Raw genomic sequence first — 15153 nt, 5'->3', positions numbered from 1 at the left:
GAATAAAGAAACAGGACATGTTATTTTTGATGTTTTATCCGCAACAAATAATTTTCTTGTTTGTGTCTGGATTTAGTTGTTTGTTGAACTTCAATACGAAACTATTAAAGGCCGAAAAGAAAAATTGCCAAAGCCTCTTGTATACAACGTTGCTCACAAACATCTTGAAATTCATGAAAAAAACAAAATTCTTGAAACTATAGTTTCATGCGTATAATCGATAAGTTGTTTATGCATACTGGATTTTATAAATATTTTCCTAAAAATTTTGTAGTTTTCATTGGCAAAAACAGTTTTCTGTTTTATTACCCCCTCTTCCACACAATGGTATAATGCCATCAGTTTTTAACATTATAACAAAATTAGGCTGATATTGCCATGGTTTCTTTACCACAAGACCGTATGAAAAAGCTAGAAAAACGCTTTGAAATAATTGAAAAGCAAATGTCTGAAAATCCAAATGCTGAAACTTACGTGAAATTGGCATCTGAATATGCAGAACTGGAATCAATCGTTTCTCGCATAAAAATATTAAATGCTCTCTATAAAGAAAAAACAGAATTAAAAACTATAATTAATGATACACACACAGATACGGAAATGCGTAACCTTGCCCAAGAAGAACTTTTACAATTAGATGAAAGAATTGAAAATCTAGAGCAAGAACTCCAGATTCTTCTTTTACCAAAGGACATTGCTGATGAAAAAAGCGCAATCCTTGAAATTCGTGCAGGGACTGGTGGATCAGAAGCAGCACTTTTTGCTGGAGATCTTTTCCGCATGTATGAACGTTATGCCAATAATTATAACTGGAAAATTGAAATCATTTCTCTTAGTGAAGGTGAAGTTGGTGGATATAAGGAAATTATCGCTACTATTGCAGGAAAAGGAGTATTTTCTAAGCTTAAATTTGAATCAGGCGTTCATCGTGTGCAACGTATCCCAGAAACAGAAACAAGCGGACGTATCCATACATCAGCTGCCACCGTTGCAGTTCTTCCAGAAGCTGAAGAAATCGATATTGAAATCCGCACGGAAGACATACGTGTTGATACAATGCGGGCATCAGGCGCAGGTGGACAACATGTCAATACAACCGATTCAGCTGTTCGTATAACGCATATTCCAACAGGAATTATGGTTGTACAAGCGGAAAAATCACAGCATCAAAATCGAGCGCGTGCACTACAAATTTTACGTGCGCGTTTATTTGACATCGAGCGCCAAAAAGCAGAACGTGAACGATCAGAATCTCGCAAGATTCAGGTTGGCTCTGGTGATCGATCAGAACGTATTCGCACCTATAATTTTCCGCAGGGACGTGTCACTGATCATCGCATTAATCTTACGCTGTATAAACTCGATCGCATCATGGAAGGAAATCTTGATGAGCTTATTAATGCACTTATATCCGATCATCAAACTGCTCTCCTTGCTGAAATAGATGGTAATAGATGAATAGTTATTCTCTCAATAATATAATTCGAAAAACTCAAAAAGAATTGCATACTCAAGGAATTTCTGAAGCCAATCTTGATGCAAAAATACTTGTTGAGTGGATAACAGGTACCAATGAAACTGATAAAGTCCTACGACCGAACATATGTCTATCTTCTCAACAAATCACACAGTTAGAAATAGCTATTAAACGACGTATTTCCGGTGAGCCTGTTCATCGCATCATTGGGGTTCGAGAATTTTATGGAATACCCTTTATATTATCTCGAGATACACTAGAACCACGTCCTGACACAGAAACTCTCATAGAGATCGTTTTACCAATCCTTACAAAAAAGATGGAGAAATCAAAAAAAATAACCCTTCTTGATATGGGAACAGGAAGCGGCGCCATTGCTGTCACAATTCTTAAACAAATTACTAAATCGTACGCAGTAGCTGTCGACATTTCTGAAGATGCCCTTAAAACGGCTACAAAAAATGCAAAAAATGTAGGAGTTCTGGATCGTTTTACACCTCTTCTTAGTAATTGGTTTGATTCTGTAACGGGTCAATTTGATCTTATCATTTCTAATCCACCCTATATCCCAGAAGAAGATATTAAAAATCTAGCAAGAGAAGTGCGTTTACATGATCCACTTCGCGCGCTAATTGGTGGGAAAGATGGTCTTGATTTTTATCGAAAAATTGCTAATAAAGCAGGTTTTTTTTTGAAAGAAAAAGGTCATATAGCCGTTGAAATTGGTTATTCCCAAGAAAAAGAAGTCCGCAACTTGTTTGAGAGAAAGGGATTTCGTTATCTAGAAATGCTTAAAGATTTAGGTGGCATCCCCCGCGCACTTCTCTTTACGTGCAATTCTTAAAACTCCCAATCATCATCCATAGTAGCAACCGCCTTACCAATAACATAAGAAGAACCAGATCCTGAAAAAAAATCATGATTCTCATCAGAGCTAGGTGATAAAGCTGCCAAAATAGCTGGATTAACACGACAAACTTCAGGTGGGAAAAGAGACTCAAACCCAAGATTCATCAGTGCCTTATTCGCATTGTAATGAAGAAAAACCTTTACATCTTCTGTTACCCCAATAGCATCATAAAGATCTTCAGTATATTTGCATTCAATATTATAAAGGTCAAAAAGCAAATTAAAAGCAAAATCTTTAATTTCCTGCTTTTTAGCTTGATCAAGTTTTGCAAACCCTAATTGAAATTTATAACCAATATAGTAACCATGTACTGCTTCATCACGAATAATAAGCCGAATTAAATCGGCTGTATTGCTTAACTTAGCACGGCTGGCCCAATACATAGGCAAATAAAATCCAGAATAAAATAAAAAGCTTTCAAGTAAAGTCGAGGCAATCTTTTTCTTCAGTGGATTATTTGCTTCGTACCTTTCAAGCACCAACCTAGCCTTTTTTTGCAAATGAATATTTTCTTCCGACCATCTAAAAGCATCATCAACTTCTACCGTTGAGCATAAAGTTGAAAAAATAGAAGAATAAGAGCGCGCATGAACTGCTTCCATAAATGCAATATTCGTTAATACTGCCTCTTCATGCTCTGTTATTGCATCAGCCATAAGTGAAATGGCTCCTACAGTATTTTGAATCGTATCCAAAAGAGTTAGCCCAGTAAAAACACGAATCGTTAGCTTTCTTTCTTCCTCTGTCAAACTTGCCCACGACGGAATATCATTAGAAAGAGGAACTTTTTCGGGTAACCAAAAATTTCCAGTTAATCGGTTCCAGACTTCAAGATCTTTCTCGTCATGTAATCTATTCCAATTAACAGCTGAAACAATGGGATTTTTTGTCGAAATCTTTGTCATATGCTTAATTCCCTATAGACTACACGAAACGCAGCCATCTACCTCTGTTCCACTCAACGCCATCTGCCGCAGTCTTATATAATAAATACTCTTTATACCTTTTTTCCAAGCATAAATTTGCGCTCGATTGATATCACGCGTAGTAGCTGTATCAGGAAAAAACAACGTCAATGAAAGACCCTGATCAACATGTTGTGTAGCAGCTGCATAAGTATCAATGATCTTTTCAGGACCAATTTCATAAGCATCCTGATAAAAATTTAAGTTCGTATTATCCATATAAGGAGCAGGATAATAAACGCGTCCAATTTTTCCTTCTTTACGAATTTCAATCCTTGAAGCAATCGGATGAATGGAGGACGTCGCATGATTAATATAAGAAATGGATCCTGTAGGTGGTACCGCCTGAAGATTTCGATTATAAAGTCCACTCTCAACAACTAACTTTTTGAGCTCTTGCCAGTCTTTTTGGTCAGGTATTGTAATATTTTTACGCTCAAAAAGCTCCTGAACAAGAGGAAACTGTGGTTTCCATTCTTTTTCAATATATTTTACAAAAAAACGCCCATCCGCGTAAGCTGACTTTTCAAATCCTACAAATACCTCTTTACGTTCACGTGCAATCAAATTAGAAGCACGAATCGCATGGTACGTTACTATGTAAAAATAGATATTAGTGAAATCAATTGCTTCTGGAGATCCATAATAGATCTGTTCACGTGCTAAGAAACCATGCAAATTCATTTGTCCCAAACCAATTGCATGGCTCTCAGCATTGCCTTTTGCAATAGAAGGAACACAAGAAATATCGCTCATATCAGAAACGGCAGTAAGAGCACGTACAGAAGCCTCCACAGTTTGTCCAATATCACCACCTTCCATTACTTTCGCAATATTCATCGAGCCAAGATTACAAGATATATCAATCCCAACAGTATGATAGGTTAAATCTGTTTTTAATTCACTTGCTTCATTTACCTGCAAAATCTCTGAACATAAATTGCTCATATTGATACGGCCCGCTATTGGATTAGCTCTGTTGGCAGTATCCTCAAACAAAATATATGGATAGCCCGATTCAAATTGAATCTCTGCTAATGTCTGGAAAAAAACACGTGCATTAATCTTCTTTTTACGAATCCTTGCATCATCAACAAAAGACCGATAATACTCTGTTAAAGAAATATCACTAAAGGGTTTTCCTGCAACACGTTCGATGTCATAAGGTGAAAATAGATACATATCTTCATTGTTACGAGCAAGCTCAAAAGTAATATCGGGGATAACAACACCAAGTGAAAGAGTTTTGATTCTAACCTTTTCATCAGCATTTTCACGTTTTGTATCTAAAAACTTCATAATATCTAAATGATGCGCGTGTAAATAAACAGCACCAGCACCTTGCCGCGCACCTAATTGATTTGCATAAGAAAAGGAATCTTCCAAGAGTTTCATTACAGGAAGGACACCTGAAGACTGATTTTCTATTTGCTTTATCGGTGCTCCAGCTTCTCGCAAATTAGTCAAACAAAGCGCTACCCCCCCACCTCGTTTTGAAAGTTGTAAAGCTGAATTGATTGAGCGCCCTATTGATTCCATACTATCTTCAACACGCAATAAAAAACACGAAACTAATTCGCCACGCTGCTTTTTTCCTGCATTTAAAAATGTTGGTGTCGCAGGCTGAAAGCGGCCAGAAATAATCTCATCTACGAATCTCTCAGCAAGAGCCTTATTCCCCTGTGCTAAATATAAAGCTACAAGGCAAACACGATCTTCATAACGCTCAAGATAACGCTTCCCATCAAAAGTTTTCAGCGTATAACTTGTATAGTATTTAAATGCACCCAAAAAAGTAGGAAATCGAAACTTGAATGCATAAGCACGCTTAAAAAGCTCCTTTACAAAAGAAAAATCATAAAGTTCAAATAGGTCTCTTTCATAATACTCTTCCTCTATTAGATAGTCTATTTTTTCCTTAAGATTATGAAAAAAAACCGTGTTCTGATTAACATGCTGAAGAAAATATTGCCGCGCAGCAAGTCGATCCATATCAAATTGGATCTGACCATTCTCATCATAAAGATTCAGCATTGCATTTAGTGCATGATAATCTGTGGTCTGATCTGTTTTTTTTAAACGTTCTATACTGATTGTTTCCAAAATATTTCCAACCCCTTCTTTACACGAGTAATATCCTCATCAGTTCCACGCATCTCAAAGCGATAAAGGCAAGGTACAAGACACTTTTCAGCAATGATCTTGCTAGCTAAATTATAATTGCGACCAAAATTGCGATTCCCACCACCAATAACACCACGAATTAATTTACGATTCTCCGTTTCATTGAGAAAATGAATAACTGCTTTAGGAACAGCCATCCGACCCTCACCATCTGCATACGTTGGAACAACCAATACATAGGGCTCACTAACCAATAAGGGCGATTTTTTTTTACTAATCTTTAAAAGCCGTTGACCAAAAATATGAGAAACAAAATGTTTAGTATTACCCGTAACGCTTGAATAATAAACGAGAAGCCCCATTAAACGCAAAGACCGTTAATTATATCTGGTCTAAAACCAGACCAATGATTTTCGCCACAAACAACCACAGGAACCTGACGATATCCCAGAGATTGAACAAAACTGTATGCCTGTTCATCATGAGAAATATCAATAACATGATAATCAATACCTTTAGCATCGAAAGCACGGCATGTAGCGTCACATTGGACACAAAATGGCTTGCTGTAAATAGTGATCGGCATTTTCTTTAACTTTCACAATAATCAAAGAGTTAATAGTAACCAGATGTACAATGTGACCGCACCAAAAATTCAAGAAAACATAGCTTCCCAAACACAATACAAACTGCCATATTTTTGAAATAGCTAAAAAATAATGACAAAAGACGATCACCTTATGACTTAAACAGTAAACTTCCTTAGCTTTCAATAATCTCTTACTTGCATTTTACTTCCCTCATAACTGTCTTTAAAAAATCAATACCTACACAAAACCTAAGCAGCCACCTTCTAACACCCATATTCCCTTTATTATGTTTTCGCTTTGACGTAAAAACTAACCCAAAAAAAAGAGAAAGAAACCCCATTCATAAGGAATACTTCATAGTGAGAATACTACCCTACTCCTAAACGAACATAACTAATTAGAAATCTAAAGGTATAAAAACCGCACTGCCCTCATTTATGTAAATCTAGGGCATAAATACAACCCTAACACCACATGTGGTATGAGCACTGTGGTGTTAGGATTATAATAATATCAGAAAAAGAAATTCAACAACTATTTTACAGTTGAAAATGATCTTTCCACTAAATTTTTTAGATACCCAAAATGCAACATTATTATACTGGGGAATATGTAATTATGTAATAATGTAACATTTTGTTGACAGATGTAATAATATAACATAACTATTTTAAGCTGAGGATCCACGAAAATAATAGAAATGATATGATCATGGCTTTACGTTTCGATAGCACAACATTGGGATACATGAACAGAATAGTGATAGAGGGGTTTTCAGCAAATCTGGTAACCGGTTCATTAGTTGCAATAACAGGTAGTAATGGCACTGGGAAATCTACACTTCTTAAGGCTATAGCTGGACTGATAAAACCTATCAGTGGTAAAATTATAAAGCCGAATAAAAGTCGCATCGCTTATCTCGCTCAGCAATGCAACATCGATCGAACATTTCCAATTAATGTAGAAGCACTTGTTAAAACAGGACTGTGGTCTTTCTGTGGATTGTGGAAAAATCAATATCCTTATCGGAACAAAATTCAAAACGCTCTTGAAATGGTGGGACTTACAAAACTTGCTACTCAATCACTTAATACGTTATCGAGCGGTCAATTACAACGTGCACTTTTCGCACGTATCATTGTCCAAGATGCAGATATCATCCTACTTGATGAACCTTTCAATGGCCTGGATCATAATACTCAAAAAGATCTTCTGACATTAATTACTCGTTGGCAACAACAAGGGCGAACAATTCTTACAGCACTACATGACCCTCTTATTGTACAGGGATATTTTCCTCAAACGATTGAAATTAGCAAACATAACGCTTTTTGCAAAAAAACAGCACAGTTTTTAAATAACCGTATTCATCACACTATACCACCTCTTACATATAACTCTTTCCACATTTCTTCACTAAAACAGTGTCTTCTCCCCAATGATTCTGAATAGATTGGATCATAGTTAAGTGTATACATTTTTCATCGCTCCTTTTGTTGATTTTCATTTTATGCAAAAAGCCTTAATAGGTTCAATTCTTTTATCTATTAGCGCATGTCCTATCGGTGTATTTTTGATGTTGCGCGGAATGAGTTTAACAGGAGATGCTATATCCCACGCCATTCTTCCTGGTGTTGCAATTGCTTTTCTTTTTTGCGGTTTCTCCCTCATATCCATGACACTTGGTGGAATTTTAGCTGGCCTCATTGTTATGATAGCAACTGCCTTAATTTCACGTAATAGTATTCAAAAAGAAGACGCATCGATGACCGTTTTTTATCTTATCGCGCTAGCAGTAGGTGTTACTATTATTTCACTTAAAGATTCAGCTGTTGATTTACTCCATCTTTTATTTGGCTCAGTTCTTGCCATTGATGCACAAGCTCTCTGGTTGATCACTATCATAATGTTTGTCACAGTGTGCAGTCTCTGTATTTTTTGGCGCGCCTTTGTAGTTGAAAGCTTTGATTCTTTATTTTTTCGGTCTCTCTCTCCATTAAGTAAGTATATCCATATGTTATTGCTCGCACTTGTAGTATTAAATTTGGTTGGTGGTTTCCAATCATTAGGCACATTGCTCTCTGTTGGTATTATGATGATCCCATCCATTACAGCTCGTTTTTGGCTCTCACATCTCGGTGCTATCTGCGTACTTTCTGTCTTTTTTGGTATCGTTGCCAGCACGTGTGGTCTTCTTCTTTCCTTTCACCTATCACTTCCCTCCGGCCCATCTATCATTATTGCAGCAGGATTTATTTATCTGCTTTCCTTTTTCATAAGCCCACGCGGTTTTATTGCGGAACGATTCCTCCTTCTTTTCCACACGTCTTCTTCACCTTAAGGAAACAATGTGCCCAAACTTATACAACAGTTTATAATTCTTGTAGCTATCCTTCTACCTCCTATTTCGCCATCTTTTGCTTTTGTGCATGCTAAGATTCAAGTTGTCGTGAGTTTTTCTATTCTTGCAGATTTAGTTAAAAATGTAGGAGGAGATCGCACCTCTATAATAACATTTGTCGGTCCAAATTCTAATATTCACATCTATGAACCTACTCCCCATGACGTACAAAAACTTAAAAATGCTCATATTATTTTTATCAACGGACTTAATTTAGAAGGTTTTATTGACCGACTTATCACAACAAGTGATACAAAAGCTCTTCGCGTTGAAGTTGGTACAAATATTTCTCCCCTTGTAATTGAAAACAAAAGATACGGTATTGAGCAACATCATCACCACAGCAACATTGATCCACATGCTTGGCAAGCCATTCCTAACGTCAAAATTTATATCAAAAATATCGCTGATGCTTTCTGCAAAATTGATCCACAATCCTGTTCATATTACAGCAAAAATGCTGAAAATTACATACAAAAGCTTGATGAGACACAAGCAATTATTAAGACGCAGATTGCCACTATTCCTAAGGATAAACGTACCATTATCATGTCTCATGATGCTTTTAGATATTTTGCTCAGGAATACGGATTCACCATACTTTTCCCCCAAAATGCAGCAACAAAAGCTGAAGCAACAGCTACAGATGTCGCCAAACTTATCAAACAAATTAAAGCGAATAGAGCAACTGCACTTTTCGTTGAAAATATCTCTAACCCCCGCCTCATAAAACAAATTTCTCAAGAAACAGGCTTAAAAATCGGAGGAACATTGTATTCCGATGCGCTATCAAATGAAAATGGCCCTGCAGCAACTTATCTCGATATGATCAAATATAATGTTCATACTATCGTAGATGCTATAATGAAATTTAAAACCAATAACGTAAAATGATTTGCCTCAAATCTATCATTAAAAAACTATGAAGCCTAAGTGTTACAATTACTCAGGAGTGGTAATCCGCATCTGTTATAATGCTCCTTCTATCATTTAGCCTGATACGTCATCTCATTCATCTTTGTAGAGATTTTTTTGATTTTCCTCATTTGAAGCATATCAGTTTTTCGAGTATTTGCGACCATGCAGCAGCTATAAAAAAGGAAAGAAACCAATTTAAATAAATTTGTTTGACCTTTTGATGGTTCCTGTTTAAATGGGCTGATATGTTCGTTGAAAAATAACTGTCATGGCACATTCACTATCGTAGCGTTCTTGTTTCGGTATCACAAGGAGGAGTCTTGTGTTTTGTTACCTCAAAAAAGGTGAACTATGAACCGTATTTATTTCTCTATTGCAACGTTTGCGATTGCTATGACCGTAGCGACAGTGGTTTTTGCTAAAGTCAGAATAAGCTTCTGGCATTCCATGAGTGGTGAATTGGGGAAACAAACTGCAGATCTTATCAATGACTTTAATGCAAGCCAATCTAAATATGAAATTATACCTTCATTTCGTGGTGAATATGAAGAAAGTATGATCTCGCTTATTACAGCGTTTCGGGGGAAGAAACAACCAGTTCTTGCCCAAATATACGAGATTGGCACTGGAACTATGATGGCAGCGAAAGGCGTGGTTTACCCCCTTTATCAGCTAATGTCCGATACAAAACAAGAGTTCAACTCTGCAGATTATTTTCCTACTATCAGTAATTATTATTCTGATACTCGAGGGCGTATGCTATCCTTACCATTTAATGCTTCAACACCAATTCTTTACTATAATAAAGATATCTTTAAAAGAGCAGGACTTGATCCAGAGCAATCACCAAAAACATGGCAGGATATTGAGAATTTTTCCAAAAAAATCCTTGCAACTAAAGCAGCAAGCTGTGGCTTTACAATGGCTTATGCATCACAGTGGATTGGTATGGAAAACTTTTTAGCACTTCATAACCTTCCCTTCGGAACAAAAGAGAATGGTTTTTCAGGGCTTGATTCAGAGCTTACTTTTAATGGACCTTTACAGGTGCGTATGTGGACTGATCTCAAAAAATGGTTTGATCAAGGTATTTTTCGCTATGGAGGCCCTGCAGGTGCATTAGATGCCGCTCCGCTGTTTATGGCACAAAATTGTGCAATTTTTATGCAATCATCAGGATCACAATCTGGTATTATTTCTGAAGCTCAATTTCAAGTTGGATTTGGTATGCTTCCCTACTATAGTGATGTGAAGGAAGCGCCACAAAATTCAATCATTGGAGGAGCTTCTATCTGGGTATTGAAAGGTCATACTCCAGAAGAATATGCGGGAGCGTCTGCTTTTTTAAAATTTCTTTCACGTGCAGATAATCAAGCGAAGTGGCACCAAAAAACGGGTTATCTTCCAATTACAAAGGCTGCCTATGAACTAAGTAAAAAACAATACTTTTATGATAAAGTTCCAAGTGCAGATATAGCTATTAAGCAGATTAACCTTAATAAACCAACAATTTATTCAAAAGGAATAAGATTTGGAAATTTACCACAAATTCGTTCCATTCTTGATCAAGAATTGGAAGCTGTTCTTAGTGGTTCTAAAACACCAAAAGATGGATTGGATACGGCAGTCCAACGTGGTAACAAACTCCTCCGTGAATTCGAAAGGGCAAATCCCTAGAATTTTTTAGCCATTATTAAAAATGATTTAAAAGTTCAATCTAAAGATTATTTTTTTCAACTTTCTCGTTATTACTCTTCTAATTCCTTTTATTAGAAAGCTCTGAATATGCGAAAAAAGTGTGCATATTTTAAAAATAGCCTTCTTCCCTACTGGCTACTACTTCCTCAGCTTGTAGTAACTTTTTTGTTTTTTTTACTTCCTGCTTTTCAAACGATAAAACTTTCTTTTGAACGTGAAGATCCATTTGGATTGACAACAACATTTATTGGTTTCGAAAATTATTTAACCGTCCTATCTGATCCAATCTACACGAAATCATTGCTTGTAACTGTGATATTTTCTGTCTCTGTCACCGTCATTGCAATGGCCATATCACTTCTTTTGGCTGTTTCTGTTGATCGTGTTATCCGCGCAAAAAAAGTTTATACAATGTTCTTGCTCTGGCCCTATGCAGTTGCTCCTGTATTAGCAGGTGTTTTATGGCTGTTCATTTTTCATCCAACAATCGGTATTTTTCCATTCCTCCTTGAAAAAGTAAGAATCATATGGGATCATCGTGTTAGCAGCGTTCAAGCAATGGTTCTTGTTGTGATTGCTGCTAGTTGGCAACAAATTTCCTATAATTTCCTTTTTTTTCTTACAGGTCTTCAATCGATTCCACGCTCTCAAATAGAAGCAGCAGCAATCGATGGTGCTCATCCTTTGAAACGATTTTGGACTGTTGTTTTCCCACAAATTTCTCCAACAACCTTTTTTCTACTTATTGTCAACATTCATTACGTTATGTTCGATACATTTGGTATTATTGATAACATGACTGCTGGAGGACCAGCTCGTTCAACAAGCACACTCGTCTACAAAATATATGATGATGGCTTTAAAAATCAGATAATTGGTGCATCCGCAGCACAATCAGTGATATTAATGCTGATGGTTATTGTTTTGACATTTATCCAATTTCGTTGGATTGAACACCACGTACAGTATTAGAAGAAAAATCATGGTTGAGAATCGTCCCATTTTGAGATTTATAACCCATATCATCTTAATTGTAGGCATTGTAGTCATTTGTTTCCCAGTTTATGTTGCCGTTATTGCTTCAACACACAGCTCAGCTTCATTTAATTCTGGTATACTTCCTCTTTTACCAGGAAAATATGCCTTAGAAAATTATACAATGATTTTTGGTGATAAACTTACCCAACTTGGTCTTCCACGACTAGGACCACTTCTGATGAACTCACTCATCATAGCACTGAGTATCAGTATTGGAAAAGTTATTATTTCACTCTTCTCTGCTTATGCAATTGTCTATATGCGCTTTCCCTTTCGCAAAACTGCTTTTTCCCTTATCTTTGTCACGTTAATGCTTCCTATCGAAGTTCGTATTATCCCAACCTATGCTGTTGTTGCAAAATTGAACATGATAAACACCTATAGTGGAATGATTATTCCACTTATTGCTTCAGCAACTGCTACATTTTTGTTTCGTCAATTTTTTCTAACTGTTCCTGATGAACTCTTAGAAGCTGCACGTATCGACGGTGCAGGACCAATTAAATTTTTTAAGGATATCCTTTTGCCTCTCAGCAAAAACAACATTTCCGCTTTATTTATCATTATGTTTATCTATGGATGGATACAATATCTGTGGCCTCTTATTGTTACAACAGATCAAAATCATCAAACCATTCTCGTTATTCTAAAACAACTTATCGTAGAATCACTTCAACATGAGCCTCAGTGGAATATTCTTATGGCAGTCTCTGTCGTTGCCATGATTCCACCTGTTCTGGTCGTTATCTTTATGCAACGACTTTTTATAAAAGGCCTAATTGAAATGGAGAAATAACTGTGGCAACAATTCAGCTGTCAAATATAAAAAAACAATATGATAACGATATCTTAGTCATTAATAATCTTAGCTTAACCGTTGCTGATCGTGAACTTCTTGTCTTGGTTGGTCCTTCAGGATGTGGAAAATCAACTGTATTACGGATCATTGCTGGACTCGAGCAAGTTACCTCAGGTGAACTCTATATTGACAATGAACGTATTAATGATCATGAACCCGCTGATCGTGATATTGCTATGGTTTTCCAAAATTATGCGCTTTACCCTCATATGACAGTTCGAAAGAATTTAGAATATGGCCTCAAAAACCGTAAAACACCCAAAGAAGAAATTAAGAAAAGAGTTGCAAATGCAGCAAAACTTCTACAGATAGAGCCATTCTTGGATCGTAAGCCAAGACAGTTATCAGGAGGACAGCGGCAACGTGTCGCAATAGGACGTGCCATTGTGCGCAAACCTCGTGTTTTTCTCTTTGATGAGCCACTTTCAAATCTTGATGCAAAATTACGCACGCAAATGTGCATTGAGATCAAAACGTTACAGCGCTCTTTAGGAACAACCAGCCTCTATGTTACACATGATCAGTTAGAAGCAATGACGCTTGCTGATAGAATCGTTGTTATGAATAAAGGAAATATTGAACAAATTGGATCTCCTACAGAAATTTATGACTATCCAGCGACAATCTTTGTTGCAGAATTTATTGGTTCCCCTCCTATGAATTTTATTGATCGTCAAATTTTTGAACAATATTTAGGTAAACAATTTTCCTTTAATGAAGAAACTAATCTTTTGGCATTTAGACCAGAATCAATCCTGTTAGGTGAGCATCCAAATGAAGGACCTATTTTTCACACGCATATTGAACTTATCAATCCCATTGGAATGGGGTGTCATGTTTTAACACGTTGGAATGATGCTCTCTTGACCGTTGATGTCAAAGAGCGTCTTACCAAAAACTCTGGACAAAAGCTAAGCTTCACCGTTTCTTACAAAAGTTTTCATACTTTTAATAAAAAAACGGGAAGACGCACATAACAACATGGTAAAAATTTTCATCGTCATCTGTGATGACCACAACAATTTGTATTTTTATGAGATTATTACATTTGTAATTACTTCCATATCCAAAAAGTTAATGAACGTCTTTTCGTTCTTTATAGTCTTACATTTTAAAGATAAATGCCCCTTTTTTACCATATTATCAAATGATTTTTTCTAATCTATATAAGATATGTAAAATAATGAAACGTTATAATATTAAGCAAATTAACTTAACATACATTGTAGTTTACATTTTAAAATCAATTTTTTACATATAATTTGGCAGAAAAATTCTTTATTTCTGTGAACGTAATTGTAAAGCAAGATCAGGCTGATCCGTCGTAATATAATGTATTGGCATATCGAGCCAATGTGATAACCGCGTCCTTCCATTAATCGTCCATACTCCTACAGTGAAGTCAAAATCACGGGCAGCTTCAACAAAATCCTGTGAAACAATGGAGCCATACAAGCTCAGATCTGAATACCCCAAATGCTTCCATTCAGAAAGGTGATGAAACATATCATCATCAAGCTTATCAATACATGGCCCAGATGGTATACCTGCTTCAATAAAAGGACGAAGGCTAAGGGGATCAAAACTAATAACAGAAATCTTATTTGATAAATTTCTACTTTTTATCAGCATGAGCACTTTTTGAGATAAAATATACTCGCGCTCAATCTCACCGCATGTTTTGATTTCAATGTGCAGCGCAACATTGGTTGGTTGCAAAAGATCAAGAACCTCTTCTAACAAAGGGGGAGCTTCAGTACTTCCTTTTATACAAAGTCTCTTGCGTGTTTCATTGTCTATATCATGAATATATCCTTTTTTTCCAACTAGTTGTTCTAGAAGGAAATCATGAAATACAACCACTTCACCACTTTTAAGAAGATGAACATCGCATTCAATTTCATCAACTCCCAACGTAATTGCATGACGAAATGCTGAAAGTGTATTTTCAGGATAGAGACTGGCTCCACCGCGATGTGCAACAATTTTTTTTTGATATATACTAGATTTCATATTTCCAAACTTTAAACAATATAAACAGATATGTACCCAAATAATAACTATGAAAAACTGTTCCAGCTATATAACAAACATTTTTTAAAGAAATGTATTTCTTTCGATTAATCTCTCTAGCATAAAATTTGAAACGATAGTCTACACTTAAAATAACTGA

At 36.2% G+C, this 15153-nt stretch carries 14 protein-coding genes; 9 read left to right on the top strand and 5 right to left on the bottom strand.

Annotation, left to right across the window (positions count from 1 at the left end; genetic code table 11):
• Nucleotides 1-378: 378 nt before the first annotated feature.
• Together prfA and prmC are read left to right on the top strand one after the other, a co-directional pair.
• Nucleotides 379-1458: a peptide chain release factor 1 gene (gene prfA, locus V4P54_RS00795; RefSeq protein ID WP_455477269.1), complete on the top strand. Its 1080-nt coding sequence runs from the start codon at nucleotides 379-381 to the stop codon at nucleotides 1456-1458.
• Nucleotides 1455-2321, top strand: a complete 867-nt coding sequence (gene prmC / locus V4P54_RS00790) for a peptide chain release factor N(5)-glutamine methyltransferase (protein ID WP_455477268.1) — start codon at nucleotides 1455-1457, stop codon at nucleotides 2319-2321. Before prfA ends, prmC begins: the two co-directional genes overlap by 4 nt.
• Here prmC and nrdF read toward each other — a convergent pair.
• The 4 genes from nrdF to nrdH are packed head-to-tail and all read right to left on the bottom strand — an operon-like array spanning nucleotide 2318 to nucleotide 6062.
• Complete coding sequence (gene nrdF, locus V4P54_RS00785) at nucleotides 2318-3292, bottom strand: class 1b ribonucleoside-diphosphate reductase subunit beta (protein WP_455477267.1); 975 nt, start codon at nucleotides 3290-3292, stop codon at nucleotides 2318-2320. The two genes, prmC and nrdF, sit on opposite strands and share 4 nt — an antisense overlap.
• Nucleotides 3293-3304: 12 nt before the next feature.
• Nucleotides 3305-5455: a class 1b ribonucleoside-diphosphate reductase subunit alpha gene (nrdE, locus tag V4P54_RS00780; RefSeq protein ID WP_455477266.1), complete on the bottom strand. Its 2151-nt coding sequence runs from the start codon at nucleotides 5453-5455 to the stop codon at nucleotides 3305-3307.
• Nucleotides 5437-5838, bottom strand: coding sequence for a class Ib ribonucleoside-diphosphate reductase assembly flavoprotein NrdI (nrdI, locus tag V4P54_RS00775; protein ID WP_455477265.1), 402 nt, complete (start codon nucleotides 5836-5838; stop codon nucleotides 5437-5439). Before nrdI ends, nrdE begins: the two co-directional genes overlap by 19 nt.
• On the bottom strand, nucleotides 5838-6062 hold the full coding sequence (gene nrdH, locus V4P54_RS00770) for a glutaredoxin-like protein NrdH (RefSeq protein WP_455477264.1): 225 nt from the start codon (nucleotides 6060-6062) through the stop codon (nucleotides 5838-5840). The genes nrdI and nrdH overlap by 1 nt, the downstream gene beginning before the upstream one ends.
• A gap of 715 nt (nucleotides 6063-6777) precedes the next feature.
• Here nrdH and V4P54_RS00765 point away from each other — a divergent pair.
• The 7 genes from V4P54_RS00765 to V4P54_RS00735 all read left to right on the top strand — a co-directional run bounded on the left by V4P54_RS00765 (nucleotide 6778) and on the right by V4P54_RS00735 (nucleotide 13957).
• On the top strand, nucleotides 6778-7518 hold the full coding sequence (locus tag V4P54_RS00765; protein WP_455477263.1) for an ABC transporter ATP-binding protein: 741 nt from the start codon (nucleotides 6778-6780) through the stop codon (nucleotides 7516-7518).
• A gap of 16 nt (nucleotides 7519-7534) precedes the next feature.
• Nucleotides 7535-8407, top strand: a complete 873-nt coding sequence (locus tag V4P54_RS00760) for a metal ABC transporter permease (RefSeq protein WP_455477262.1) — start codon at nucleotides 7535-7537, stop codon at nucleotides 8405-8407.
• A 9-nt stretch (nucleotides 8408-8416) separates the two neighbouring features.
• Nucleotides 8417-9361 carry a metal ABC transporter solute-binding protein, Zn/Mn family gene (locus V4P54_RS00755; RefSeq protein WP_455477261.1) on the top strand — a complete coding sequence of 315 codons (945 nt, stop codon included), beginning with the start codon at nucleotides 8417-8419 and terminating at the stop codon, nucleotides 9359-9361.
• A 375-nt stretch (nucleotides 9362-9736) separates the two neighbouring features.
• Complete coding sequence (ugpB, locus tag V4P54_RS00750; RefSeq protein WP_455477260.1) at nucleotides 9737-11062, top strand: sn-glycerol-3-phosphate ABC transporter substrate-binding protein UgpB; 1326 nt, start codon at nucleotides 9737-9739, stop codon at nucleotides 11060-11062.
• Between the two features lie 108 nt (nucleotides 11063-11170).
• Nucleotides 11171-12055: a sn-glycerol-3-phosphate ABC transporter permease UgpA gene (gene ugpA / locus V4P54_RS00745; protein WP_455477259.1), complete on the top strand. Its 885-nt coding sequence runs from the start codon at nucleotides 11171-11173 to the stop codon at nucleotides 12053-12055.
• A gap of 10 nt (nucleotides 12056-12065) precedes the next feature.
• Entirely contained in the window at nucleotides 12066-12917 is an 852-nt protein-coding gene (ugpE, locus tag V4P54_RS00740) for a sn-glycerol-3-phosphate ABC transporter permease UgpE (protein WP_455477258.1), read from the top strand.
• A gap of 2 nt (nucleotides 12918-12919) precedes the next feature.
• Nucleotides 12920-13957, top strand: a complete 1038-nt coding sequence (locus V4P54_RS00735; RefSeq protein ID WP_455477257.1) for a sn-glycerol-3-phosphate import ATP-binding protein UgpC — start codon at nucleotides 12920-12922, stop codon at nucleotides 13955-13957.
• A 301-nt stretch (nucleotides 13958-14258) separates the two neighbouring features.
• Here V4P54_RS00735 and V4P54_RS00730 read toward each other — a convergent pair whose 3' ends face one another.
• On the bottom strand, nucleotides 14259-14981 hold the full coding sequence (locus V4P54_RS00730; RefSeq protein ID WP_455477640.1) for a glycerophosphodiester phosphodiesterase: 723 nt from the start codon (nucleotides 14979-14981) through the stop codon (nucleotides 14259-14261).
• Between the last annotated feature and the right edge of the window lie 172 nt (nucleotides 14982-15153).

The organism is Bartonella sp. B41 (assembly GCF_053795765.1).
This window is presented reverse-complemented; position numbering and strand designations above follow the sequence as displayed.

Bases quoted from the DNA above. Each gene is read 5' to 3' on its own strand.
- prfA (WP_455477269.1), top strand. From the start codon at position 379: ATGGTTTCTTTACCACAAGACCGTATGAAAAAGCTAGAAAAACGCTTT.
- prmC (WP_455477268.1), top strand. From the start codon at position 1,455: ATGAATAGTTATTCTCTCAATAATATAATTCGAAAAACTCAAAAAGAA.
- nrdF (WP_455477267.1), bottom strand. From the start codon at position 3,292: ATGACAAAGATTTCGACAAAAAATCCCATTGTTTCAGCTGTTAATTGG.
- nrdI (WP_455477265.1), bottom strand. From the start codon at position 5,838: ATGGGGCTTCTCGTTTATTATTCAAGCGTTACGGGTAATACTAAACAT.
- nrdH (WP_455477264.1), bottom strand. From the start codon at position 6,062: ATGCCGATCACTATTTACAGCAAGCCATTTTGTGTCCAATGTGACGCT.
- V4P54_RS00765 (WP_455477263.1), top strand. From the start codon at position 6,778: ATGGCTTTACGTTTCGATAGCACAACATTGGGATACATGAACAGAATA.
- ugpB (WP_455477260.1), top strand. From the start codon at position 9,737: ATGAACCGTATTTATTTCTCTATTGCAACGTTTGCGATTGCTATGACC.
- ugpA (WP_455477259.1), top strand. From the start codon at position 11,171: ATGCGAAAAAAGTGTGCATATTTTAAAAATAGCCTTCTTCCCTACTGG.
- ugpE (WP_455477258.1), top strand. From the start codon at position 12,066: ATGGTTGAGAATCGTCCCATTTTGAGATTTATAACCCATATCATCTTA.